This window comes from Micromonospora sp. WMMD710, from assembly GCF_029626045.1.
In the GTDB taxonomy this organism is placed as follows: Bacteria; Actinomycetota; Actinomycetes; order Mycobacteriales; family Micromonosporaceae; genus Micromonospora.
The window spans coordinates 3,291,594-3,315,781 of sequence record NZ_JARUBD010000001.1; the positions used below are offsets into that span (position 1 = coordinate 3,291,594).

The 24,188-nt window shown below is 74.1% G+C and carries 16 protein-coding genes and 5 tRNA genes; 10 read left to right on the top strand and 11 right to left on the bottom strand.

Annotated elements, in window-relative coordinates:
* The first annotated feature begins 15 nt into the window (after window positions 1–15).
* Window positions 16–2,409 carry a phosphoketolase family protein gene (locus tag O7620_RS15080; RefSeq protein WP_278123523.1) on the top strand — a complete coding sequence of 798 codons (2,394 nt, stop codon included), beginning with the start codon at window positions 16–18 and terminating at the stop codon, window positions 2,407–2,409.
* Between the two features lie 10 nt (window positions 2,410–2,419).
* On the top strand, window positions 2,420–3,277 hold the full coding sequence (locus O7620_RS15085; protein ID WP_278123524.1) for a universal stress protein: 858 nt from the start codon (window positions 2,420–2,422) through the stop codon (window positions 3,275–3,277).
* Window positions 3,278–3,322: 45 nt separating this feature from the next.
* Here O7620_RS15085 and O7620_RS15095 read toward each other — a convergent pair whose 3' ends face one another.
* Complete coding sequence (locus O7620_RS15095; protein WP_347403767.1) at window positions 3,323–5,668, bottom strand: heavy metal translocating P-type ATPase; 2,346 nt, start codon at window positions 5,666–5,668, stop codon at window positions 3,323–3,325.
* Window positions 5,669–5,849: 181 nt separating this feature from the next.
* On the opposite strand from O7620_RS15095, the gene O7620_RS15100 reads away from it, so the two are divergent.
* Window positions 5,850–6,866, top strand: a complete 1,017-nt coding sequence (locus O7620_RS15100; protein ID WP_347403768.1) for a nitroreductase — start codon at window positions 5,850–5,852, stop codon at window positions 6,864–6,866.
* A 142-nt stretch (window positions 6,867–7,008) separates the two neighbouring features.
* A complete protein-coding gene (locus tag O7620_RS15105; RefSeq protein ID WP_278127013.1) occupies window positions 7,009–8,640 on the top strand; it encodes a GAF domain-containing sensor histidine kinase in 1,632 nt (543 codons plus the stop codon).
* Between the two features lie 15 nt (window positions 8,641–8,655).
* Here O7620_RS15105 and O7620_RS15110 read toward each other — a convergent pair whose 3' ends face one another.
* On the bottom strand, window positions 8,656–9,294 hold the full coding sequence (locus tag O7620_RS15110; RefSeq protein WP_151488863.1) for a response regulator transcription factor: 639 nt from the start codon (window positions 9,292–9,294) through the stop codon (window positions 8,656–8,658).
* A 213-nt stretch (window positions 9,295–9,507) separates the two neighbouring features.
* Here O7620_RS15110 and O7620_RS15115 point away from each other — a divergent pair, with 213 nt between their 5' ends.
* Window positions 9,508–10,482, top strand: a complete 975-nt coding sequence (locus O7620_RS15115; protein WP_278123525.1) for a nitroreductase — start codon at window positions 9,508–9,510, stop codon at window positions 10,480–10,482.
* Between the two features lie 12 nt (window positions 10,483–10,494).
* Here O7620_RS15115 and O7620_RS15120 read toward each other — a convergent pair whose 3' ends face one another.
* Window positions 10,495–11,487 (bottom strand): NAD-dependent epimerase/dehydratase family protein, encoded by a 993-nt coding sequence (locus tag O7620_RS15120; protein WP_278123526.1) that lies wholly within the window; start codon window positions 11,485–11,487, stop codon window positions 10,495–10,497.
* Between the two features lie 255 nt (window positions 11,488–11,742).
* Between O7620_RS15120 and O7620_RS15125 the strand changes: the two genes are divergently transcribed.
* From O7620_RS15125 to O7620_RS15140, 4 genes are read left to right on the top strand one after another with little or no spacing between them, the layout of a single operon-like run.
* Entirely contained in the window at window positions 11,743–12,675 is a 933-nt protein-coding gene (locus O7620_RS15125) for an ABC transporter ATP-binding protein (RefSeq protein WP_278123527.1), read from the top strand.
* A complete protein-coding gene (locus O7620_RS15130; RefSeq protein ID WP_278123528.1) occupies window positions 12,672–13,394 on the top strand; it encodes an ABC transporter ATP-binding protein in 723 nt (240 codons plus the stop codon). The genes O7620_RS15125 and O7620_RS15130 overlap by 4 nt, the downstream gene beginning before the upstream one ends.
* A 7-nt stretch (window positions 13,395–13,401) precedes the next feature.
* A complete protein-coding gene (locus O7620_RS15135; RefSeq protein ID WP_278123529.1) occupies window positions 13,402–16,587 on the top strand; it encodes an FtsX-like permease family protein in 3,186 nt (1,061 codons plus the stop codon).
* Window positions 16,584–19,340: an FtsX-like permease family protein gene (locus tag O7620_RS15140; RefSeq protein WP_278123530.1), complete on the top strand. Its 2,757-nt coding sequence runs from the start codon at window positions 16,584–16,586 to the stop codon at window positions 19,338–19,340. Before O7620_RS15135 ends, O7620_RS15140 begins: the two co-directional genes overlap by 4 nt.
* Window positions 19,341–19,407: 67 nt before the next feature.
* Here the strand turns inward: O7620_RS15140 and O7620_RS15145 are convergent.
* From O7620_RS15145 to O7620_RS15160, 4 genes are all read right to left on the bottom strand, one after another.
* Window positions 19,408–19,482 (bottom strand) — tRNA-Val (locus tag O7620_RS15145).
* 27 nt (window positions 19,483–19,509) lie between these two features.
* Window positions 19,510–19,582 (bottom strand) — tRNA-Gly (locus O7620_RS15150).
* Window positions 19,583–19,674: 92 nt separating this feature from the next.
* Entirely contained in the window at window positions 19,675–20,874 is a 1,200-nt protein-coding gene (locus O7620_RS15155) for an IS110 family transposase (RefSeq protein WP_278126835.1), read from the bottom strand.
* Window positions 20,875–21,135: 261 nt separating this feature from the next.
* The gene (locus O7620_RS15160; protein ID WP_278123531.1) at window positions 21,136–22,359 is read right to left on the bottom strand and encodes an IS110 family transposase; all 1,224 of its coding nucleotides are present in this window, start codon (window positions 22,357–22,359) and stop codon (window positions 21,136–21,138) included.
* Between the two features lie 288 nt (window positions 22,360–22,647).
* Between O7620_RS15160 and O7620_RS15165 the strand changes: the two genes are divergently transcribed.
* Window positions 22,648–22,890, top strand: coding sequence for a DUF6458 family protein (locus O7620_RS15165; protein ID WP_278123532.1), 243 nt, complete (start codon window positions 22,648–22,650; stop codon window positions 22,888–22,890).
* Window positions 22,891–22,987: 97 nt separating this feature from the next.
* On the opposite strand, the gene O7620_RS15170 is transcribed toward O7620_RS15165, so the two are convergent.
* From O7620_RS15170 to O7620_RS15185, 4 genes are all read right to left on the bottom strand, one after another.
* Window positions 22,988–23,428: a VOC family protein gene (locus O7620_RS15170; protein ID WP_278123533.1), complete on the bottom strand. Its 441-nt coding sequence runs from the start codon at window positions 23,426–23,428 to the stop codon at window positions 22,988–22,990.
* 149 nt (window positions 23,429–23,577) lie between these two features.
* Window positions 23,578–23,652, bottom strand: a tRNA-Val gene (locus O7620_RS15175).
* 13 nt (window positions 23,653–23,665) lie between these two features.
* Window positions 23,666–23,736: transfer RNA gene (locus O7620_RS15180), tRNA-Cys, on the bottom strand.
* Window positions 23,737–23,770: 34 nt separating this feature from the next.
* Window positions 23,771–23,843 (bottom strand) — tRNA-Gly (locus tag O7620_RS15185).
* Window positions 23,844–24,188: the final 345 nt, after the last annotated feature.

Below are 24,188 nucleotides of genomic sequence, written 5' to 3' on the forward strand. Positions count from 1 at the left end.
GCGAGAGGCAGCAACATGGACACCGCTCTCGACGTGCACCGCGCACTCACCGATGACGAGCTGCGCCGGCTGGACGCCTACTGGCGCGCCGCGAACTATCTCACCGTCGGGCAGATCTACCTGCTGGACAACCCCCTGCTGCGCGAGCCGCTGACCGCCGACGACATCAAGCCGCGGCTGCTCGGGCACTGGGGCACCAGCCCCGGGCTCAACCTGATCTACGCCCACCTCAACCGGGTGATCGTCGCGCGGGACCTGAACGCCATGCTGGTCACCGGCCCCGGGCACGGCGGCCCGGCCATCGTGGCGAACACCTGGCTGGAGGGCACCTGGTCGGAGCGCTACCACGACGTGGCGCGCGACGAGGCCGGGATGGCCCGGCTGTTCCGGCAGTTCTCGTTCCCCGGCGGCATCCCCAGCCACGTCGCGGCGGACGTGCCGGGTTCGATCCACGAGGGCGGTGAGCTGGGGTACGCGTTGAGCCACGCGTACGGCGCCGCGTTCGACCACCCGGACCTGGTGGTGGCCTGTGTGATCGGCGACGGCGAGGCGGAGACCGGCCCGCTGGCCGGCAGTTGGCTGTCCGACGTGTTCCTCAACCCGGCCCGCGACGGCGCGGTGCTGCCCATCCTGCACCTCAACGGCTACAAGATCGCGAACCCGACGGTGCTGTCCCGGATCCCCGAGACGGACCTGCTCGAGCTGATGCGCGGCTCGGGTTACCAGCCGTACGTGGTGGCCGGCGACGATCCGGCCCAGGTGCACCGCACGCTCGCCGCGACGATGGACCGGGCCATGGACGAGATCGCCGAGATCCAGCGTCGGGCACGCTCCGGCGGCGTCGTCGACCGGCCCCGCTGGCCGATGATCATCTTGCGGACACCGAAGGGCTGGACCGGCCCGAGCGAGGTGGACGGCACCCAGGTGGAGGGCACCTACCGCGCCCACCAGGTGCCGCTGTCCGGGGTCCGCGACAACCCGGCACACCTGGCCGAACTGGAGCAGTGGCTGCGCAGCTACCGCCCGGAGGAACTGTTCGACGCCACCGGCGCGCCGGTCGACGAGCTGCGGACCCTGCCACCGCGCGGCGACCGGCGGATGAGCGCCAACCCGGTCACCAACGGCGGAGTGGTGCTGCGCGACCTGACCCTGCCCGACTTCCGCGACTACCGCGTGGACGTCCCCGAGCCGGGCCAACCGATGGCCGGGGCGACCGGGGTGCTGGGCCCGTGGATCCGCGACGTCATCGCCGCCAACCCGCAGACGTTCCGGCTGTTCGGGCCCGACGAGGTCGCCTCCAACCGGTTGGGCGCCGCCTTCGAGGTGACCGACCGGGCCTGGGTGGCCGCCACGGTGCCCGGCGACGACCACCTGTCCCCCGACGGCCGGGTGATGGAGGTGCTCTCCGAGCACCTGTGCCAGGGATGGCTGGAGGGCTACCTGCTGACCGGCCGGCACGGCGTGTTCACCAGCTACGAGGCGTTCATCCACATCGTCGACTCGATGGTCAACCAGCACGCCAAGTGGCTGAAGGTGACCCGGGCCATCCCGTGGCGGCAGCCGATCGCCTCGCTGAACTACCTGCTGTCCAGCCACGTCTGGCGCCAGGACCACAACGGTTTCTCCCACCAGGACCCCGGCTTCATCGACCACGTGGTCAACAAGAAGGCCGAGGTGGTCCGGGTCTACCTGCCGCCGGACGCGAACACCCTGCTCGCCACGATGGACCACTGCCTGCGCAGCCGGCACTACATCAACGTGGTGGTCGCCGGGAAGCAGCCGTCGCCGAACTGGCTGACGATGGACGAGGCCATCCAGCACACCCGGCGCGGCCTGGGCATCTGGGAGTGGGCCAGCAGCGACGCGGGCACCGAGCCGGACGTCGTGCTCGCCTGCTGCGGTGACGTGCCCACCCTGGAGACCCTCGCCGCCGTGGAACTGCTGCGCCAGCACCTCCCGGAGCTGAAGGTGCGGCTGGTCAACGTGGTCGACCTGATGCGGCTCCAGCCGGACACCGAGCACCCGCACGGCCTCACCGACAACGAGTTCGACACGATCTTCACCGACGACCGGCCGGTCATCTTCGCCTACCACGGGTACCCGTGGCTGATCCACCGGCTCACCTACCGCCGTACCAACCACGAGAACCTGCACGTGCGCGGCTACAAGGAGGAGGGCACCACCACCACCCCGTTCGACATGGTGATGCTCAACGACCTGGACCGCTTCCACCTGGTCATCGACGTCATCGACCGGGTGCCCGGGCTGGCCGCCCGCGCCGCGCACCTGCGCCAGCAGATGGTCGACGCCCGGCAGGCGGCCCGCGACTACACCCGCCGGTACGGCGAGGACGATCCCCGGGTCGCGGAGTGGCGCTGGGTCCGCGAGACCGATCCGACGAACCCCTGAGGAGGACGACGTGCGGGACGCGGACATCCTGGTCGGCTACGACGGCTCCACCGACGCGTCGACGGCCCTGAACTGGGCGCTGGAGGAGGCCCGGCACAGCGGCCAGCCGGTGCGACTGGCGTACGTCTTCGAATGGCTGACCGTCGCCGGCTGGGTCGGCCCGGGCGTGGCGCCGGGCGTCTGGCCGGACGACACCGCCCGACGGCAGGTCGAGGACCTGGTCCGCAAGGCCGCCGGGGACGCCGCGGCCGCGAATCCTGGCCTGACGGTCACCGGCGAGGTCTACGACGGGCCGCCGGCCCTGGTGTTGCAGGAACGCTCGGCCGAGGCCGGGATGCTGGTGCTCGGCAGCCGGGGCCACGGCGGGTTCGGCGGCCTGCTGGCCGGGTCGACGGCCGTGGCGGTCGCCGCGCACGCCCACTGTCCGGTCGTGGTGGTCCGCGACGGGGCGGTCGCCGCGACGACCGACGCGCCGCCCGGCCCGGTGGCGGTCGGTGTGGACGGCTCGGAGCCGTCGCTGGTGGCGCTCGGCTTCGCGGCGGAACGGGCGGCGCAGCGGCAGGTGCCGCTGCGCGTCCTGCACGCCTGGACGCCGGGCCCCAACGCTGAGGCCGGGGTGCCCGATGAGCGGGCCTCGGTGGAGGAGGCGCTGGAGCCGTGGCGGCGGACGTTCAGCGAGCTGAGCATCAGCGTCGACCTGGTGGCGGGCAGCCCGGCCGCGATGCTGATCGAGGCGAGCCGCGACGCGCGGCTGGTGGTGGTCGGCACCCGGGGCCGGGGCGGGTTGGCCGGGATGCTGCTCGGCTCGGTCAGCCAACAGCTGATCCAGCACGCCCACTGCCCGGTCGCGGTGGTCCGGGAACGCTGACGCCGGCCCGGCCGCGCCCTCGGACGGGTGCGGCCGGGCCGGGAGTCACGGCCGCTCGGGCGCCGGGTCGGACGGGTCGAGGGAGAAGAACTCCTCCTCTTCCTGAGCCAGGTGCAGGCGGACCACGGCGTCCAGGCCGTAGAGGGTGGACAGCAGGTCGGGGACCTGATCCGGGCGCAGCCGCCCGTCGTCGGTCTGCGCGAGCTGGACGCCGAGCAGGTCGACCTGGCGGCGGATCTCCACGTGCGCCCGGCTCATCGTCGCGGTCGCCTCGCCGCCGCCCAACGGGTCGGCCAACGCGGGATACAGCTGCCGTTCCTCGCCGGCCTCGTGCGGCAGCACCTGCTCGGTCAGCCGGCGGTGGGTCTCCCGCAGCGCCGGCAGGCACCGCGCCGAACCCGCGTCGGTGGCGACCAGGTCGGCGGTGTCGCGCAGCCCGGCCAGCACGTCGCGGACCGCCTGGTGTTCTCCGGCGAACCGGGCGAGCAGCGCCCGCGTGTGCGGCGAGACGTCCCGGCGACTCAACCCGCCGCCGAGGGCCCGCAACGCGTTGAGGATGACCAGCACGTCGATGCCCTCCTGCAGGAACGCGCCGACCACCGGCGGCAGCAGGCCCGCTGCCGCCGCGAGCATCGCGAGCACCGCCAACCCCATCCCGACGGTGGCGCTCTGCACGGCGATGCCGCGGGCGTACCGGGCGATCTCCACGGCGTCGGCGAGCCGGTCCAGCCGGTCGACGGTCAGCACGGCGTCGGCCACGTCCGCCGACGCGGTCGCACCGGTCGCGCCCATCGCCACACCCACGTGCGCCTCGGCCAGCGCCGGCGCGTCGTTCACCCCGTCGCCGACCATCACGGTGACCGCCCGCTCGGCCTCCGCCCGGACGCGGGCCACCTTCTCCCTCGGCGTGCAGCGGGCGAGGACGTCGTCCACGCCGACCGCCGCGGCGACCTGCGCGGCGGTGGCCGGACGGTCACCGGTGACCAGCACGATCCGGCGCAGCCCCGCCGCGCGCAGCCGACGCACGGTCCGGCGGGCGTCGGGGCGTACCGGATCCTCCAGCAGGATCGCGCCGAGCGGCCCGGAGCCGTCGCTGACCCACACCGCCGACCAGCCGGCCAGCTCGGTGCGGGCGCGCGCCCGGTCCGCCCACGCCGGCAACTCGCCGGCGAACTGCCCGACCCGGACCAGCCGCCCGTCGACGCGGCCGCTGACCCCCCGGCCCGGCTCCTCGGTCACGTCGGCCGGCTCGGTCAGCGCCAGCCCTCGCTCGCGGGCCTGCCGGACCAGCGCGGCGGCCAGCACATGCGGGGAGAGCTGGTCCACCGACGCCGCCAACCGCAGCACCTCGTCCCGGTCGCCCCCCGGGGCGACGACCGTCTCGGCGGCACGCGGGTGGCCGGCGGTGAGCGTGCCGGTCTTGTCCACCAGCAGGGTGCGGGCCCGGCCGAGCAGCTCCAGCGAGCCACCGTCGCGGACCAGCACCCCACGCCGGGCCACCCGGGACAGCCCGGAGACGATGGCGATCGGGGTAGCCAGCAGCAGCGGGCAGGGGGTGGCGACCACCAGCACCGCCACCGCCCGGACCACGTCACCGGAGAGCAGCCACGCCAGGCCGGCCAGGACCAGGGTGAACGGTACGAACGCGGCGGCGTACCGGTCGGCCAGCCGGACCATCGGCGCCTTGCGGGCGGTCGCCTCCTCGGCCAGTCGCACGATCCCGGCGTACGTGCTCTGCGCCGCGCTCGTCGTCGCCCGCATCCCGAACCCGGCGCCGGCGTTGACCACGCCGCTGGCCACCGACTCCCCGGCCGCCCGCTGGACCAGGCGCGACTCCCCGGTCACCACCGACTCGTCCAGGGTGACCGCGACGTCGACGGTCCCGTCGACCGGCACCACGTCACCCGGCCCGACCAGTAACCGGTCCGCCACCGCCACCTGATCCAGCGGCACCACCTCGATCGCGCCGTCGCGTCCACGCCGACGGGCGGTACGTGGGGCACGCGCCAGCAGCGCCCGCAGGTCACGGGTCGCGCGACGCTGCGCGTACGACTCCAGGGACCGCCCGGTCGCCAGCATCACCGCGATCACCGCCCCGGCCAGGTACTCCCCGACCCCGAGCGCGCCGGCCAGGGCCAGCACGGCGATCACGTCCACGCCGAAGTGCCGGTGCCACAACGCCCGTAGCATCGACCAGGCGGCGGGCAGCAGCGCGGCCACCGTGACGGCCGCCCAGATCAGGTCGGCCGCGCCCGGTCGACCAGCGATCCGCAGGGCCGCGCCGACCAGCACCGCGACGCCGAGCCCGAGCAGTGGCGTCCACGCCCACCACCGCCGGACGCGGCTGCGGACCGGCCGCTCCGGTACGCACTCGGTCGGCTCGGCCCTCACCTGCGCATCGTCGCAGCCCATTGCCGTCTCCGGCCGGACACCGGCCGATTCGCCACCGGGCCGACCCGGCCGACGGGCGTAACGACCCGACGGGGTCGGGACCTGCGGCCCCTGTGCGACGGCACCGGATGCCACACGATGGTGCGGCAAGCCACGCGCGGCACCGCACCCGTGAGGCACGATGGGCAGAGACGGAAAGGTCGTGACCATGAGTCAGGAGAGCCAGCTGACCACCGCGCTGGCGGAGGCCGCCGCCACCGCCGGCCACGCGCCCTCGGTGCACAACACGCAGCCGTGGCGTTGGCGGGTGCTGCCCGACGCGCTGGAGCTGCGCACCGTCGCCGACCGGCAGCTCGCCGCCACCGATCCGGAGGGCCGGCTGCTCGCGATCAGCTGCGGCGCCGCCCTGCACCACGCCCGCCTGGCGCTGGCCGCGCAGGGATGGCGCGCCGTGGTGGAACGACTGCCCGACCCGGGCGACCGCGAGTTGCTGGCCCGGCTGACCGACCTGAGCCGCGCCGACGCCGACCCGGACGCCATGCACATGGTGCAGTGCATGCAGGTCCGGCACACCGACCGGCGGCCGGTCAGCGACGAGCCGGTGCCGACCGCCGCGATCGAGCAGATCACCCGGGCGGTCACCGGCGAGGGTGGCCGCCTGCAGATCCTCGACCGTGACCAGGTGCTGGAGCTGGCCGCCACGGCCGGGCACGCCGACACGGTCGAGGCCGAGGATCCGGAGCTGCGCGCCGAACTGGCGTACTGGACGGGCCGGGCCGGCGCGGGCACCGGGCTGCCGGCGGAGGTGCTGCCCGAGCAGCCACCGCAGACCACCGTGCCGGCCCGCGACTTCGGCCGCCCCGGCAGCCTGCCGGTCGGTCCCGGTCACGACCGCGCGGCCGTGTACGCGCTGCTGCACGGCGACGAGGACGAACCGGACAGCTGGCTGCGTGCCGGTGAGGCGCTCTCCGCCGGCTGGTTGACCGCCACCCGGCTCGGTGTGTCGGTGGTGCCGCTCAGCGCCGTGGTGGAGGTGCCGGGCACCCGGGAGATCCTGCGTCAGCTGCTCGCGGGGCTCGGCTTCCCGTACCTGGTGCTGCGGTTGGGGATCGCGGACCCGGCGCATGCCGGCCCGCCGCACACCCCGCGGCTCGCCACCGAGCAGGTGGTCGACACCTCCGCGGTCCGCGGCGAGTGACGGGTCCGGCCAGGAGTGGCACCGGCGCTACCATCGCCCCGTGACGAGCAGCGTCCCGCACCCCCGTCCGGAATCGCCGGTGACCCCGTCACTCGGGCTGAGCCCCCTGTCCCGGGTCCGCCTCGACGAGCTGCTCCAGGAGATGCTGGTCCGCGTCGGCGAGGTGGTCACCAGTCGGGAGCGGCTGCGCGCCCTGCTGGACGCGGTGGTCGGCATCGGCACCAACCTGGATCTGCGCACCACCCTGCAACGCATCGTGCAGGCGGCCTGCGAGCTGGTCGGCGCCCAGTACGGGGCGCTGGGCGTGGTCGGTCCGGACCGGCTGCTGCACGACTTCATCGTGCACGGCATCACGCCCGAGCAGCACGCGCGGATCGGCGACCTGCCGCACGGGCGGGGCGTGCTCGGCCTGCTCATCGACGACCCCCGGCCGCTGCGCATGCCGGACATCACCCAGCACCCCCGCTCGTACGGGTTCCCGGCCAACCACCCGCCGATGCACAGCTTCCTGGGCGTTCCGGTGCGCATCCGCGACCAGGTGTTCGGCAACCTCTACCTGGCCGAGAAGCAGGGCGGCGCGCAGTTCACCGAGGACGACGAGGAGATCGTCGTCGCGCTCGCCGCCGCCGCCGGCGTGGCCATCGAGAACGCCCGCCTGTACGCCCTGGCGCACCGGCGGGAACGCTGGCTCGCCGCCACCGCCGAGATCACCACGGTTTTGCTCGGCGAGGTCCGCCGCACCGACGCGTTGGCGTTGGTCGCCCGCCGTGCCCGGGAGGTCGCCGAGGCCGAGCTGGCCCTGGTGCTCCTCTACGACAGCGACGCCGCGCAGTTCACCGTCGAGGTGGTCGACGGCGCCGACGAGCAGGCGCGGGCGCTGGTCGGCACGGTCCTCCCGGCGGCTGACACCAGCTTCGGCGCGGCGCTCGCCGAGGGGCGGCACGACCAGGTGGACGATCTGGCGCACGCCGCGCCGTGGCCGGCGCTGCTGCACACCGGCCCGGCGATGATCTCACCACTGGCCACGGCCGAGACCCTGCACGGTGTGCTGATCGTGGCGCACCGCCCGGAGCGCGGCGGCGGCGCCAGCGAGGAGGACGTGGCCCTGCTGGGCAGCTTCGCCGGGCAGGCGGCGCTGGCCATGGAACGGGCCCGCGGCCAGGAGGAACGGGAGCTGCTGGTGGTCCTGGAGGACCGCGAGCGGATCGCCCGTGACCTGCACGACGTGGTGATCCAGCGGCTCTTCGCCACCGGCCTGCAACTGCAGAGCGCCGCGCCGATGATGACCCGCCCGGAGGTCGCCAAGCGGATCAACGCGGCCGTCGACGACCTGGACGCCACCATCCGCGACATCCGCCGGACCATCTTCGAGCTGCGGACACCGATGACCGCCGCGCTGCGCACCGAGATCCGGGAGGCGATCGAGCTGGCCGCCGAGGCGCTGGGCTTCACGCCACACCTGGAGCTGACCGGGCCGGTGGACAGCGCCGTCCCGGACGCCATCCGCCCCGACCTCACCGCCGTGCTGCGCGAGGCCCTGTCGAACGCGGTCCGCCACGCGCAGGCCGGTCGGGTCGCCGTCGCCGTCCGTGTCGACGCCGGCCAGGTGAGCGTGACGGTCACCGACGACGGGGTCGGCTGCGACCCGGCCGCCGCCCGGGGCGGCCTGGTCAACCTGCGGGAACGCGCCGACCGCCACGACGGCACCTTCACGGTCGGCCGGGTCGAACCGCACGGCACCGAGTTGTGCTGGGCCGTGCCGCTGCGCGACTGACCGGCGCGGGGCAGGTCAGGTGGTCTTGCCGAGCAGGCGGGTCGCCAGGACGGCGGCCTGGGTGCGGCGTTCCAGGCCCAACTTGGCCAGCACGCTGGAGACGTAGTTCTTCACTGTCTTCTCGGCGAGGAACATCTTCCCGGCGATCTCCCGGTTGGTCAGCCCCTGCGCCACGTACTCCAGGATCCGCCGTTCCTGCTCGGTGAGCGACTTCAGCTCGCGCGGCTGCTCGACGCCGTTGCGGATGCGCTCCAACACCCGGGTGGTGATGGCCGGGTCGAGCAGCGACTGCCCGGCCGCGACCCGGCGCACCGCGTCGACCAGGTCGGTGCCGCGGATCTGCTTGAGCACGTACCCGGCGGCGCCCGCCATGATCGCCGCGAACAGCGCCTCGTCGTCCTCGTAGGAGGTGAGGATGAGGCCCTTGATGGACGAGTCCACGGCGCGCACGTCGCGGCACACGTCGATGCCGTTGCCGTCGGGCAGCCGGGCGTCGAGGATCGCCACGTCGGGCCGCAACGCCGGAATGCGGCGGGCCGCCTCCTGCGCGGAGCCGGACTCGCCGACCACCTCGATGTCGCCGCTGCTCTGCAACAGGTCGGCCAGGCCACGGCGGACGACTTCGTGGTCGTCGAGGAGGAACACGCGGATCATCCCTCGTTTCTACCCGGTGCCCGCGCACCGCCGCACGGGCCGAAGGTCCCGACCACCACGGACCGACGGCCGGGGACGCCCGGTCAGGGCCGGTCGGGCCCGGCGGATCGGGACGTCCGGCCCTGCTCAGCGCCGACCCCGCGGACGGACCGTAGGGGTGCGCCGCCGTACCGGCACCACCCACCGCCGGCCCACCGGGAAAGGAGCACCGCCATGGACATCGGCTACACCGCGGCCCACCTGCGGGCCGCCGCCGTGGACGCGGTCCGGGCACCGTCGCTGCACAACACCCAGCCGTGGCGGCTGCGACTGCGTGACGGCGGAATCGAGGTGCTGGCCGACCCCACCCGCCGGCTGCCGGCGACCGACCCGAGCGGGTGGGGCGTACGGATCGCCTGCGGCGCAACCCTGTTCAACCTGCGCGTCGCGCTGGCCGTGGCCGGCGTACCGCCCCGGGTGCGGCTCCGACCCGACCCGGCCGAGCCGGACCTGGTGGCCCGGCTGGTGCCGGACGTTCCCCGCCGGCCCACCCCCACCGAACAGTCCCTGCACGCGGCCATCGCCCGCCGGTTCAGCAACCGGATGCCGTTCTGGCCGGACCCGGTGCCCGCCGACGCCCGCTGGCGTCTCGGAGAGGCGGCCCGCGCCGAGGAGTGCTGGTTGGAGCTGCTGATCGGGGTGAGCGCGGTGACGGCGTTCGGGGAGATCGCCCGCAGCGCGCACCGGGTGCTGGAGCGCGATCCCGCGTACCGGACCGAGCGTGACCGGTGGCTGCGTCGGGAGCCCGCGCCCGACGGCGTACCCGCCTCGGCCGGTGGCCCGCAGGGCGAACCGCAGGACGTGCTGCCGACGCGCGGCTTCGGTGGACGCGACCGCGCCCCGGGGCGGGACTTCGAGCCCGAGCCACTGGTGGGCGTGCTCGGCTCGGTGGGCAACACGGCCGTGGACCAGGTGATCGCCGGGCAGGCGCTGCAACGGCTGCTGCTCACCGCCACCGACGCCGGGCTCAGCGTGTCGATGCTCTCCCAACCGATCGAGGTGCCCACCGCCCGGGAGCAGTTGCGACTGTCGCTGGGACGGTTCGGCACGCCGCAGATGGTGCTGCGGATCGGGTACGGCCAGCCGGGCCGACCGACACCCCGCCGCGACGTCGACGAGGTGCTGGACCTGCCGGTGGCGCAGACCTGAGCGGTCCACGGCTCAGGCGGCGAGCAGTGCCGCCTCCCGCTCGGGGTCGAGGCCCACCGGCGCGCGGGCCGGTCGGCCGGCGCGCGGCGGCACCGACCCCACGGCGGTCAGCCAGCGCCAGGTGTCGGCGACGGTGTCGGCCACCGGCCGGCAGGTCAACCCCGCCGCGTACGCCTTGCGCACGCCGCGCTCCTGCAACCACCGGAACTCGTGACCGCGCGGCACCCAGATCGGCAGGTCGTTCCAGGGGATTACACCGGCGGCCAGGATCGCCTCCGGGTCGGTCCACCGCAACCGCGCGTCGGACCCGGTCACCGCGACGGCCGACTCCAGCAGCTCGCCCATGGTGGTGTGCCCCGGCCGGCTGATGACGTTGAACGCGCCGCCCGTCCCCTCGGCGGCCCGGTCCAGCGTCCACCCGGCCAGGTCCCGCACGTCGAGGTACTGCACGGGCAGGTCCGCCGGGCCGGGCGCGAGCACGACCCCGCCCCGGGCCACCCGCAGCAGCCACCAGGGCAGGCGGCCGATGTCCTCCCCCGGCCCGAGGATCAGCCCGGCCCGCACCAGCAGCGCCCGCTCGCCGTAGACCTCCGTGGCGGCCCGCTCCCCGCCCGCCTTCAACTGCGGATAGTCCCCCTCGGTGGCGTCGGCGGCCCCGTCCACGATGGACGCCTCCTCGCCGACGTCCGCCGGCACCGGCGGGGCGTAGACCGAGCCGCTGGAGATGTAGGCGTAGTGCGGGGCCGCGCCGACCAGCGCGCGGGCCGCGTCGCGTACCGCCCGTGGGGCGCCGTCCCAGGTGTCCACCACCACGTCCCACTCGCCGCCGGCCAGCGCCGCCAGGCCGTCCGGCGCGGTGCGGTCACCCCGCAGCCGGTGCACACCGGGCGGCACCGCGCCGTGCAACCCCCGGTTCAACACCGTCACCGACCAGCCACGGCGGACCGCCTCGGTGACCGTCGCCCCGCCCACGAAACCCGTACCGCCCAGCACCAGCAGTCTCATGCGCCTAACCCTGCCGCGCGGGTCGGCCGACGACACCCCTGTTCACCGGGAGCGGATCTGCCCATGGCAGAACTCACGACCCACCATCGCGAAGACGGCATCGCCAGGTGGCGGAAAGCCGCCCCGGGGCATGGTCAACGAAGCCGCCGGTTGCGAAACTACTTCAATCTGCGTCAACACCGGCGATCGAGGCGCTTGGCGCATCCGCTACCCGAGGCGGGCTCAACCTCGACACAACCGGGACGGAGAAGGGGAATGTCCAGCACACCGCTGCCCCTGCCGCAGCCATCCGCGCGGGCGCCCGAGTTCGGCCGGGACGCGCTCATCGTCTGCGAGAACCTGGTGCGGATCTACCAGACCGGTTCGATCGAGGTGCAGGCGCTACAGGGACTGGACCTGGCCGTGGACAGCGGCGAGCTGGTCGCCGTCGTCGGTGCCTCCGGGTCGGGCAAGTCGACGCTGCTCTCCATCCTGGCCGGCATCGACGCGCCCACCGCCGGGCGGGTCCGCGTCGAGACGTGGAATCTGCTGGCGATGTCCCGCGCGGACCGGGTGGACTACCGGCGGCACACCGTCGGGTTCGTCCGGCAGCAGACGGCGAGCAACCTGATCCCGTACCTGACCGCACGGGAGATGGTGGACCTGCCGATGACGGCGGCCCGCACCGCGAAGAAGGAACGCCGGGAGCGCGCGGCCGACCTGCTGGACAGCCTCGGTGTCGCCGACTGCGCCGATCGGCGCCCCGGGCAACTCTCCGGCGGGCAGCAGATGCGGGTCGCGATCGCGGTGGCGCTGGCCAACCAACCGCGGGTCCTGCTCGCCGACGAGCCGACCGGCGAGCTGGACGCCGCCACGTCCGCGGAGGTCTTCGGCGTGCTGCGGGACGTCAACCGGCGGTACGGCGTCACCGTCGTCGTGGTGACCCACGATCCGGAGGTCAGCGGCCAGGTGGAACGGACCGTCGCGATCCGCGACGGTCGCACCAGCAGCGAGGTGCTGCGCCGCACCACCACCGACGCGGAGGGCGACACGCACACGATCGCCGAGGAGTACGCGGTGATGGACCGGGCCGGGCGGGTCCAGGTGCCCCGCGAGTTCCGCCAGGCGCTGGCGCTGACCCGACGGGTCCGGCTGGCCCTGGAACCCGACCACATCACGATCCGCTCCGACTCGGCACGCGGCGAATGAGCAGCGAACCGCTGCTGCGCGTGCGCGGCGTACACCGGCGCTTCCGCACCGGGCCGAGCGTCGTACACGCCCTGCGCGGCGTGTCGTTCGACGTGGCCGCCGGTGCGATGGTGGCGCTCGTCGGCCGGTCCGGCTCGGGCAAGACCACCCTGCTCAACGTCATCGGCGGTCTGGACCGCCCGGACGCCGGCACCGTGCACGTCGACGGCACCGACGTCACCGCGCTCGACGAGGACGGCCTGTCCCGGCTGCGGCGCGACAAGGTGTCGTACGTCTTCCAGAGCTTCGGGTTGATCCCGGTGCTGTCGGCCACGGAGAACGTCGCCGCGCCGCTGCGGCTGGCCCGCGTCGCCCCGGCCGAACGCGAGCGGCGGGTCGAGTTGCTGCTGGACCTGGTCGGCCTGGCCGACCACGCCCAGCAGCGGCCGGCCGAGCTGTCCGGCGGCCAGCAGCAGCGGGTGGCGATCGCCCGTGCGCTGGCCGCCTCGCCCCGGCTCCTGCTCGCCGACGAGCCCACCGGGCAACTGGACGCCGAGACCGGACTGTCGGTGATGGCCCTGCTGCGCGGGATAGCGGAGTCCGAAGGCGTCACCGTCCTGGTGTCGACGCACGACGCGGTGATGATGGCCCTGGCCGACCGGGTGATCCGCATCCATGACGGACACCTCGACGAGCGGGCGGCCGGGCAGCCGTACGCGCCCGGGCCGGACGCCGGGTGACGCGACGATGCTGAGGCTGGTCAGCCGGCGCGCCCGCGCGCAGTGGCCGTTGCTGGCCGCCCTCCTCGGGGTCGTCACGATCGGCGCGGCCCTGCTGGGCATCTGCACCCTGCTGGTCACCCGCACCGCCGAGCGGGCGCTGGAGGTCGCCATGGCCCGCGCCGCCCCCACCGCCGTCGACGTGACCGTCTACACCGGCACCGTCGAGGGACGGGACGTGCCGTCCGTCGCCGCCGACACCCGCGCCGTGGTGGCCTCCGCGCTGGCACCGTTCCCGGTGACGACGACCGCGCGGGCGTCGACAGTGCTGCGGGCGCTGCCGCCGGCGCTCGCACCGGGCACCACCGTCGCGCCCCAGGCGTACCTGTCCGGGCTGGACGACCTGCCGACCCGAGCCGAGTTGGTCACCGGGCGCTGGCCACAGCACCCGGGCGACGCGGTGCTGCTGGAGTCCACCGCCCACCTGCTCGGCCTCGCCCCCGGTCACCGGGTCCGCCTCGGCGCCGAGTTGGCCCACCCGCCCGTCGCGGCCCTCGACGTGACCGTCGTCGGTGTCGTACGCCCGCTCGCGGGGCGCGGCTGGGACCGTGACCCGCTGGCAGCGGCCGGCTCCGCCACCGGCTACCGGGACGGCCGTTTCATGCAGCCGGTCAACGCCTACGGCCCGTTCCTCGTCGACCTCGCCGACCTGGCCACCACCGGTGCCACCGTGGACCGGATGGAGGTCACCGCCCATCCGGACCTGTCCGACCCCGACCGCCGCGACCTGGAGACCGTGGCCGGGGCCGTCCGCGCTGCCGACCGCAGGCTGGCCGGCACCCTCGGCGACCGCGTCCAGCTCGCCCGTGTCGCCTCCGACCTGCCGCTGACCCTGCGGTCCGCCGACGACCAGCGGCACGTCACCGCCGCCGTGGTGCTCGCCATCGCCGCCCTCGGCGGTGTGCTGGCCGCGACGGCCCTCATCCTCGCCGGCCGGTTGACCGCGGGTATCCGCGCCGCCGAGACCGCCCTGCGGTCCGCCGTGGGCACCAGCCGTCGCCAACTCGCCGCCACCGCGACAGTCGAGGCCGGGCTCCTCGCCGCCGTCGCCGCCGCACTCGCCATACCGGCCTCGTCGGCCCTGCACGCCGGCCTGACCCACCTGCCCCCACTGGACGACGCCGGCCTGACCGCCCGTCCGGCCATCGTCGGCGCCCAGGTTTTCGCGGTCGCCGGCGGCGCGCTCGTCCTCGCCGCTGTCCTCACCGTCCTGGCGATCCGGCCCGTCCCGGCGGCCGGCGACCGGCGCACCCGCCGCGAACTGCTGGCCCGATCCGGCGCCGACCTGATGCTCGCGGTGTTCGCCGGCACCGGATGGTGGCAGCTGTACGCGCAGCCCACCGCCGCCAGCCCCCGCGCCGACGCGGTACGGGTGCTCGCGCCGGCGCTGCTGCTCACCGCGGGCGCCGCCCTGGCGCTGCGGGTGGTACTGCCCGCCCTGCGCGGCGCCGACCGGCTGGCGTACCGCGCCCGCGGGCTGGCGCTCCCGCTGGCGGTCGCCGAGGCCGCCCGCCGACCCCAGGCGGTCGCCGCCGGACTGCTCGTCGGGCTGGCCTGCGCGACCGCGACCTTCGGCCTCGCCTTCGACACCACGTGGCACCAGTCGCAGCGCGACCAGGCTGCGCTCGCCGTCGGCACCGACCTGGCCCTCACCCTCAGCACGGCGCCGGTGGCCGGAGACGGCGCGCTCGTCAGCGCGGCCACCGACGGGGCGGTGAGTCCGGCCCTCGACCGTGGCACCACCGTCGGTCAGTGGCTCGGCACCGCCGGCGACGCGCCACGCCTGGTCGCCGTCGACACCACCCGCGCCGACGCGCTGCTGCGCGGACACATCGACAACGACCGCGGATGGGCGGGCGTGGCCGCCACGCTGGCGCCACGCACCCGGGTCACCGGCCTCGCCGTCCCGGCCGGCGCCCCGCTTGTCCTGAGCGGGACCGCGGCCGGCGACACCCCGCTCGCCGTGACGCCCCGGCTGCTGGTGCAGGACGCCACCGGCCTCCGCACGGCCTGCGCCGGTCCCGCCGTACCGCTCGACGGCCGGGAGGTCCGACTGCCTGCCTGCGCGACGGCTGACGGGCTGCGCCTCGTCGCGGTCGCCCTGCCGGTCACCGCCGACGCGGGCGACGAACCGGTAGCCGCCGCCGGACCTGTGGCCGTAGCCGTCACGCTCACCGTGCCGCCCGCCGGGTCGGCGGGAGGGACCACCGGCGCATCGGACTGGACCGCCACGTCCGCGCCGCCGGTCCCGAGCAAGGTGAGCGACCCGGCGGTCACGCTGTCCAGCACGCCGACGGGTACCGCGCTGCGGATGGCCGCGACCGTCGAGCTCGGCGGCGCCGACGACGCCGCCCGGACCCTCGTCGCCAGCGCCTTCCCGGACCCCGGCCCGGTGCCCGTCGCCGTCTCCGCCCGGTTTGCCAACGAGGTCGGTGCCGACAGCGGCAGCCAGCTCAGCGTCACGGTCGGCATCACGCCCGTCCCGATCGTGGTCACCGAGGTCGTGCCGACCGTGCCGTCCGCGCCCGGCGCCGTCGCCGTCCTGGCCGACGTGGACACGCTGTCCCGCGCTCGCGCCGTCACCGGCGACCTGACGTTCCCGGTCGACGCCTGGTGGGTCGGGCACCCCGCCGGTCCCGGTGCCGCCGAGCGGGCCACCGCCCTGCACCTGGGCACCGTCACGACCCGCGAGGCGGAGACCACCCGTCTCACCGGCGGCCCGCTGCGCGCCGGGCTGCCCGGCGCGCTCCGGCTCATCGTCCCGGCCGCGGCACTGCTGCTGCTCGCCGGCGTCGTCCTGCACGTCACCTGCGATCTCCAGGACCGCGCCGTGGAGGTGGCGCGGCTGCGCGGCCTGGGGATGTCCCGGCGCGGCATCCGGGGCGTGCTGCTCGGACAGCACGCCGGCGTTCTGCTGCCCCTGATCGCGGCGGGCGCGACCGTCGGCGCGCTCGCCACCCGCGTCGTCGCTCCCCTGCTCGTCCGCTCCGACACCGGTGCCGCGCCCGTCCCGGCCGCCCAGCCACACTGGCCGTGGCCGGCCGAGGCCGTCCTGCTCACCGTGCTGCTGACCGGATGCCTGCTGGCGGTCGCCGTCGTGGTCACCGTCCAGGTCCGCCGGGCCGACGCCGCGCACCTGCGGGTGGCGCCGTGAACCGGTGGCTGACCCGCCGCTGGCCGGCGCCGCACTGGCCCAGCATCCGCGGCCGTGCCCGGACCGATGCCGGAGCACTGCTGCTCACCGCCGCCGTCATCGCGGCCGTCGCGCTGCTCGCCGGGACCGTGCCGGTGCTGCTCCGCGCCGCCGCCGACAGCGCGGTGCGGGACACGGTCCGCCGTGCCGGCTCCGACTCGACCGTCCTCGTACACGCCGACTGGGAACGCGACGACGGCCCGACCGGCGGGCGGGTCCGGACCGCCCGCCTCGCCGAGGACGTCGACGACCTCCGCGCCCGGGCGACAGACGCGCTCGGACCCGACCTGGACGCCGCGCTGCTCCCACCCATCGCCGTCGTCAACGGCCCGATCCTCAGCATCACCGACGGTCGGGTGCCGCGTACCTTCCAGTTCCTCTACCTGGCCGGTGACGACGGCGGCCCGGACGTGACCTGGATCGCCGGAGGCGCACCCGGACCCGCCGTCGGAGACGAATTCGTCGAGAGCCCCTACCAGGGACCGCCCTGGCCGGTGCAGGTCGGCGTCTCCGAGGCGGATGCCGCCGCACTCCACCTCGGCCCCGGCGCCCGAATCCCGGTCAAGGACGGCCAGGGTCGCGACAGGGACGTGCGGGTCAGCGGAATCTACCGACCCACGGACAGCGCCGACCCGGCCTGGCGACTCGCCCCGGCACTCCTGCGCCCCGTGCCCGGCGCCGACGGCGTGGGCATCACCCGGTTCGCCGGACTGCTGTCGCGCGAGTCGCTGCCGGACGCCCGGCTCGCCGTCGACGAGGACCAGCTGCGGCGCACCGTCCACTTCGCCCCCGACCCCGAGGCGCTCACCTGGGACACCACCGCGACGCTCGCCAGCCAGGTGGTCACGCTCAAGGCAGCCTCCGGCTCGTCCGGCGCCCGCGACGAGTCCCTGAAGTGGGAGTCGCAGCTCGACACCACCCTGCGCGACGCCCGCACACGGATCAGCGCCGTCTTCGCACAGTCCGCCGTCCTGCTCACCGGAGTGCTGACCGCCACGGTCCTGGTCCTGCTGCTCGCCGCGGACCTGCTGGTGCGCCGCCGTACCCCGGCGCTGAGCGCCGCCCGGCAGCGTGGGGCGGCGCTGCCCGACCTCGGTGCGGAACTGGCCATCGAGTCCGCCGTGGTGTCCCTGTCGGCCGCCGCCATCGGCCTCGCGCTCGCCCGCGCGGCGGCTCCGGGCATCTCCTGGACCTGGGCCGTTCCCGTGGTCGTGGCCGGTGCCGTCGCCGGGCCGGCGTTCGGCACCCTCGCCGCCGCCCGTGCCAGCCGCGACCGGCGCCAACCCGCCAACCCGGCCGCCCGGCGCTGGATCCGGGCCACCGGCCAGCTGCGCCGCGCCGCCGTGGAGGCCGCTGTCCTGATCGCCGCGGTCGCCGCCGTCGTCACCCTGCACCAGCGCGGACTCCTGCCGGTCGCCCCGGACGGCGGCACCGGTGAGGTGACCGGCGACCTGATCCTGCCGATCAGCGCCCTCGCCCTGGGCACGCTCGTCGGCGCGCTCGTCCTGCTCCGGCTGCTGCCCCTCGGGGCACGGTTCGCGCTCCGCCAGGCTCTGCGCTCGCGCCGCCCGCTGGCCGTGTTCGGTGCCGCTCAGGCGGCCACAACGGCCGGACGCGCGCTGCCGCTGCTGGTCCTGGTGAGCACCACCGCGCTCGCGTCGTTCGCGCTCATCCTCGGCGCCACCGTCACGCGGGGCCTGGCCGACGGCGCGTGGAGCACCGTCGGCGCCGACGCCCGCCTCGACGTCGGCGCAGAGGCCGCCACGCCGGCGGTCGCCGAGCGCATCGCCGCCGCGCCCGGGGTAGGGCAGGTCGTCGTCGCGCAGGTGACCGACTCGGCACGCGTCTTCACCGAATCGACGCCGCTCACCCCACGCCTGGTCATCGTGGACGCCGCCGCGTTCCAACGCCTGCTGGCCACCACTGGGCTGCCCGACGCGCCGGCGTTGGCCCGGCTCACGGCACCCGGTCCGGGGGGCGTCCCCGCGCTGGTCCGGTCCAGCGGCGGCGATCTGCGGACCGGCGCGCGGCTGCAGCTGTCCCGCGACGGCGGCCCGGCGATCCGTCTCGCCGCGGTCGGTACGGCCCCCTCCGTCGGCGGCGCCGACGACGTCGTCATCGTGGACGCCGCGGCCCTCGCCGACGCCGGGCTGCCCGCCGTTCCGAACACCGTCTGGGTGACCGGCCCCGGCGCGGCGCGGGCCGTGTCGAACACCGGCGTCGCCGCCGACGTCGTGCTGCGCGCGGACGTCCTGCGGGCGCAGCGAGTGGCTCCGCTGACCGCGGGGCTGCTACGGCTGGCGTGGACGGCCGCCGCGGTGCTGCTGGCGCTGGGGTTGCTCGGTCTCACGCTCGCCGCCGCCGCCGGTGCGTCGCAGCGGTGGCAGACCCTGACCCGGCTGCGGACCCTCGGCCTGCGGCCACGCGACGCCCGCTGGGTCGCCGCCGGAGAGCTGCTGCCGCCGATCGTGGTCGCCGTGGTGTACGGCCCGCTGCTCGGAGCCCTGCTCGCACGCCTGACGCTCGGCCCGCTCGACCTACGGCTGCTCACCGGCCAGGCTGCCGACCCTGCGACGGTCCTGCCGTGGTGGCTGTTGGGTCTGGTGAGCGTGGCACTGCTGGCGGCGGCCGTCACGGCCGTCACGGTCGTTCCGGTCGAGTCGGCGCTGCGGCGACGCGACCGGCTGAGCGAGGTGCTCCGCGCCGGCGGGTAGCCCGCTATCGGGCGCGCCGACCCGTTACCGGAGTCCGGTAACGGGTCAGCTGATCTGCTCGTACAGATGGTGGGCGATACTGGGTTTGAACCAGTGACCTCTTCCGTGTCAAGGAAGCGCGCTCCCACTGCGCCAATCGCCCGTGGTGGGCCCCGTGGGGCACATCGCGAGCGGACGACGGGATTCGAACCCGCGACCCTCACCTTGGCAAGGTGATGCGCTACCAGCTGCGCTACGTCCGCACGTCCCCGGCAAGCGCCGGCAACGGGGGAAACTCTACCCGATGCCAAGATCGGCGGGCGCGGCACCCTGGGGGGTGTCCCTATGGGTTTCGTCAAGCTGCGATCGGTGCGGTGGGGCGGGGTTGGTAGGGGATCTTGTCGCGGAGCATGGCGAACAGGACGTCGCAGCGGCGTCGGGCGAGGCAGATGAGGGCGGCGTTGTGGCGTTTGCCTTCGGCGCGTTTGCGGTCGTAGTAGGCCCTGTTGACGGGGTCAGCGAGGGCGGCGAACGCGGCGAGGAAGAACGCGCGTTTGAGGTTCTTGTTGCCGCCGCGGGGTGGGTGTTCGCCGCGGATGCTGCTGCCGGATCGTCGGGTGACGGGGGCAAGCCCGGCGTAGGCGGCGAGGTGCCCGGGGGTGGCGAAGGCGGTTCCGTCGCCGACTTCGAGCAGGATCCGGGCTGCGGTCCTGACGCCGATGCCGGGCATCGAGGTCAGGACCGGGGCAAGAGGGTGCGCATCAAGCATCCTCTCGACCTCGACGGCGACCTGGTCGCGTTGTCGTAGGACGTCGCGGAGGCTGTCGGCAAGGCGAGGCAGGATCGTCTCCGCCGCTGCAGTGCCGGGGACGGTGACGGTTTGCTCGTCCAGGGCGGTCATGATCTGCTCGACGAGCCGCTCTCCCATGCGGGGCGCGTGCACTGCGGCGATCGAGAGCAGCCTGCGGCGGCCGGACTTGCGCAGCCCGATCGGACCGCCGCAACGCGACAGCAGCTCCAACACGGCCTTGTGCTGGACTTTCGGGCCGAGGACCCGTTCCAGGGCGGGGTGGATCTGGGTGAGCAGTCCCCGGATGCGGTTGGACACCCGAGTGGCTTCGCCGGCGAGGTCGTCGTCGAAGCCGACCAGGACTTCCAGCTCAGCCAGAGCCTCGTCGCCGACGTCGACCCGCCGCAGCGTATGCGGCAGGGTGCGCGCCGCGTCGGCGATGACGTAAGCGTCACGCGCGTCGGTCTTCGCCGAACCGGGGTGCAGATCAGCGATCCGACGCATCGCTAGGCCGGGCAGGTAGGCAACCTGATGCCCACACGCCCGCGCCACCGCGACCGGCAAGGCGCCGATCGAGGCCGGCTGGTCGACCACCACCAGAACCGCACCGTGACGGGCGAGTTTGTCGAACAGTTGCCGCAGCCGGGCCTCGGTGTTCGGCAACGGCGCATCGTGCAGCCGCTTGCCGTCCGGGGCCAACCCGACCGCGTGGTGATCACCTTTACCGACGTCCAAACCCAGGAAGACGCCGTATCCGTCGTGCACCACACCCGCCTCCACGCATCGATCCGTGGCCCCGGCCGCTGGTCAGCGTCGGACTGCCGGCAGCCACGTTACGAAGAGACCTACCCCAACACGGGTGGCCGTGTCCCTATCAGCGGTCCGCCGACGCCACCCGACCCGGCGACAACACCCCCCGGATCATCCGAACGACAGGGGCAGGAAGTCATACCGGGCCGGGCGACCGAGGGTCCCCGGCTGGGGACGATCAAAAAGGTAACGGGGGGGGTGTCCCTATGGGTTTCGTCAAGCGGGGACGGGGCTGGTGGGGCGGGGCTGGTAGGGGATCTTGTCGCGGAGCATGGCGAACAGGACGTCGCAGCGGCGTCGGGCGAGGCAGATGAGGGCCGCGTTGTGGCGTTTGCCTTCGGCTCTCTTGCGCTCGTAGTAGGCCCGGCTGACCGGGTCGGCTAGGGACGCGAACGCGGCGAGGAAGAACGCGCGTTTGAGGTTCTTGTTGCCGCCTCGGGGTGGGTGTTCGCCGCGGATGCTGCTGCCGGATCGTCGGGTGACCGGGGCGAGGCCGGCGTAGGCGGCGAGGTGCCCGGGGGTGGGGAAGGCGGTTCCGTCGCCGACTTCGAGCAGGATCCGGGCGGCGGTCCTGACGCCGATGCCGGGCATCGAGGTCAGGACCGAGGCAAGAGGGTGCGCATCAAGCATCCCCTCGACCTCGCCGGCGACCTGGTCACGTTGCCGCAGGACATCCCGGAGGCTGTCAGCCAGGCGAGGCAGGATCGTCTCCGCGGCCTGGGTGCCCGGGACGGTCACGGTCTGCTCATCGAGCGCGTTCATGATCTGCTCGACCAGGCGTTCACCCATGCGGGGTGCGTGAGGTCCGACGATCGACAGCAGTTTGCGGCGGCCGGCCTTGCGCAGCCCGACCGGCCCGCCGCAGCGCGACAGCAGCTCCAGGACCGCCTTGTGGTGAATCTTGGGGCCGAGGACCCGTTCCAGGGCCGGATGGATCTGCGTGAGCAGGCCACGGACCCGGTTGGACACGCGCGTGGCTTCGCCCGCGAGATCGTCGTCGAAGCCGACCAGCACCTCCAGCTCCGCGAGGGCTTCGTCGCCGACGTCGACGCGCCGCAGTGTGTGCTGCAGAGTGCGGGCCGCGTCAGCGATAACGTAAGCGTCCCGAGCGTCGGTCTTCGCCGTGCCCGGGTGCAGGTCAGCGATGCGGCGCATGGCCAGGCCGGGCAGATAGGCCACCTGATGACCACACGCCCGCGCCACTGCGACCGGCAGGGCGCCGATCGAGGCCGGCTGGTCAACCACCACCAAGACCGTGCCGTGACGAGCCAGCTTGTCGAACAACTGCCGCAGCCGGACCTCAGTATTCGGCAACGCCGCGTCATGCAGCCGCTTGCCGTCCGGCGTCAACCCGACCGCGTGGTGATCACCCTTGCCGACGTCCAAGCCTAGGTAGACGCCGTATCCGTCGTGCACCGCACCCGCCTCCACGCATCGCATCGTGGCCCCGGCCGCTGGTCAGCGTCGGACTGCCGGCAGCCACGTTACGAAGAGACCTACCCCAACACGGGTGGCCGTGTCCCTATCAGCGGTCCGCCGACGCCACCCGACCCGGCGACAACACCCCCCGGATCATCCGAACGACAGGGGCAGGAAGTCATACCGGGCCGGGCGACCGAGGGTCCCCGGCTGGGGACGATCAAAAAGGTAACGGGCGGCGATTGCGCTGGTCGACGCCGGGGTACTGATGACCCTCGACAGCGCACCACACCCCCTAAGGAGGCTGTCGTGGGTATCGGCACCAGCATCTTCCTGATCGCGCTCGGCGCGATCCTCACCTTCGCGCTCGACGCCAGCGTCGGCGGCATCAATCTCGACGTGGTCGGTTGGATCCTGATGGGCGCCGGCGTGCTCGGCCTGATCATGACCACGCTGATCTGGGGTCGCCGCCGCCAGGTGGTCACCACCGAGGAGCAGCCGGTCGAGTACCGACGCGTCGAGGAACGGCGGGACATCGCCCCGCCGCTGTGACGGCACCATCCTCCGACGCCGGCCGAGCCGGCGGTTCCGACCTCGGGCCGACCGCCTCGATCGAGGTTGTCGGCCCGAGGCATCGGACGGCGTCCGCTCACCGGAGCGGTTCGGCCAGCCCGACGATGATGCCCTCGGGGCCGCGGACGTAGCAGAGCCGGAAGATGTCCTCGTAGCGCTCCACGTGGCCGACGAGTTCGGCGCCGTGGGTACGCAGGCGGGCGACGACGTCGTCGATGTCGTCGACGGCGAACATGATGCGGCGGATGCCCAGCGTGTTCGCCGGCGCGTTCCTCGGCTCGGCGCTGATCGCCGCCGGCGTGTGGAACGTCGCCAGCTCGACCTTGCCGTGGCCGTCCGGGGTCCGGAGCATCGCGACGTCCTGCCGGACGTCGTCGATCCCGATGACCCGCTCCACCCACCGGCCCTCGACCGGCCCCTTGCCCTCCACCTCCATGCCGAGTTCGACGAAGAAAGCGATGACCGCGTCGAGGTCATCGACCACGATGAGAACGTTGTCCATCCGCTGGATCGCCATGCCGGGCCCCCTGGTGTCGTACGGCCACGGTGGCCGCATCCGCTCCTGGGACGGAGCCGCCGGCTCATTGTCGACCTGGACGGCACCCCACAACGGCAACGGCTCGTCACCGGAGTCCGGTAACGAGCCGTTTGACCTTTTCATCTAGCTGGTGGGCGATACTGGGTTTGAACCAGTGACCTCTTCCGTGTCAAGGAAGCGCGCTCCCACTGCGCCAATCGCCCGTGCATAATGCCGAGGTGGGGACGGGATTTGAACCCGCGTAGACGGCTTTGCAGGCCGTTGCCTCGCCTCTCGGCCACCCCACCGAGGTTGCCCCCGTCATGCGTGGCGGCAGCTCCGAGCGGACGACGGGATTCGAACCCGCGACCCTCACCTTGGCAAGGTGATGCGCTACCAGCTGCGCTACGTCCGCACGCCCCCGGTGTTCCCGGGTGACGGATGAGAACTTTAGCCGAGCCCGGGAACGACTGCCAACTCGGGGGGCGTCTCGGCGCGTCCCGGGGCATCGTCACCGAGATCGGGACCAACACCCGTGAGCTTCCTAGGGAGCTGGTCTGGTGGCGCGAACGACTCCCGACCGTCACACTCCGACACGGTTCGACCGGCCGCGCCGCGGACCGGCCGGCGGACGGTCCGGCTCTCCGGCGGCGAGCGCCAGACCTCGACGAACACTCTGGAGAGAACGACCGACCGCACCTCCGGGAAGTGTCCGGCTTCCGACTGTCGCATCGCGGATCAAGCGGTGGCGGTAACTGTT

Bases quoted from the DNA above. Each gene is read 5' to 3' on its own strand.
- O7620_RS15080 (WP_278123523.1), top strand. From the start codon at position 16: ATGGACACCGCTCTCGACGTGCACCGCGCACTCACCGATGACGAGCTG.
- O7620_RS15100 (WP_347403768.1), top strand. From the start codon at position 5,850: ATGGGCAGAGACGGAAAGGTCGTGACCATGAGTCAGGAGAGCCAGCTG.
- O7620_RS15105 (WP_278127013.1), top strand. From the start codon at position 7,009: ATGCTGGTCCGCGTCGGCGAGGTGGTCACCAGTCGGGAGCGGCTGCGC.
- O7620_RS15110 (WP_151488863.1), bottom strand. From the start codon at position 9,294: ATGATCCGCGTGTTCCTCCTCGACGACCACGAAGTCGTCCGCCGTGGC.
- O7620_RS15115 (WP_278123525.1), top strand. From the start codon at position 9,508: ATGGACATCGGCTACACCGCGGCCCACCTGCGGGCCGCCGCCGTGGAC.
- O7620_RS15120 (WP_278123526.1), bottom strand. From the start codon at position 11,487: ATGAGACTGCTGGTGCTGGGCGGTACGGGTTTCGTGGGCGGGGCGACG.
- O7620_RS15125 (WP_278123527.1), top strand. From the start codon at position 11,743: ATGTCCAGCACACCGCTGCCCCTGCCGCAGCCATCCGCGCGGGCGCCC.
- O7620_RS15130 (WP_278123528.1), top strand. From the start codon at position 12,672: ATGAGCAGCGAACCGCTGCTGCGCGTGCGCGGCGTACACCGGCGCTTC.
- O7620_RS15135 (WP_278123529.1), top strand. From the start codon at position 13,402: ATGCTGAGGCTGGTCAGCCGGCGCGCCCGCGCGCAGTGGCCGTTGCTG.
- O7620_RS15160 (WP_278123531.1), bottom strand. From the start codon at position 22,359: ATGCGATGCGTGGAGGCGGGTGCGGTGCACGACGGATACGGCGTCTAC.
- O7620_RS15170 (WP_278123533.1), bottom strand. From the start codon at position 23,428: ATGGCGATCCAGCGGATGGACAACGTTCTCATCGTGGTCGATGACCTC.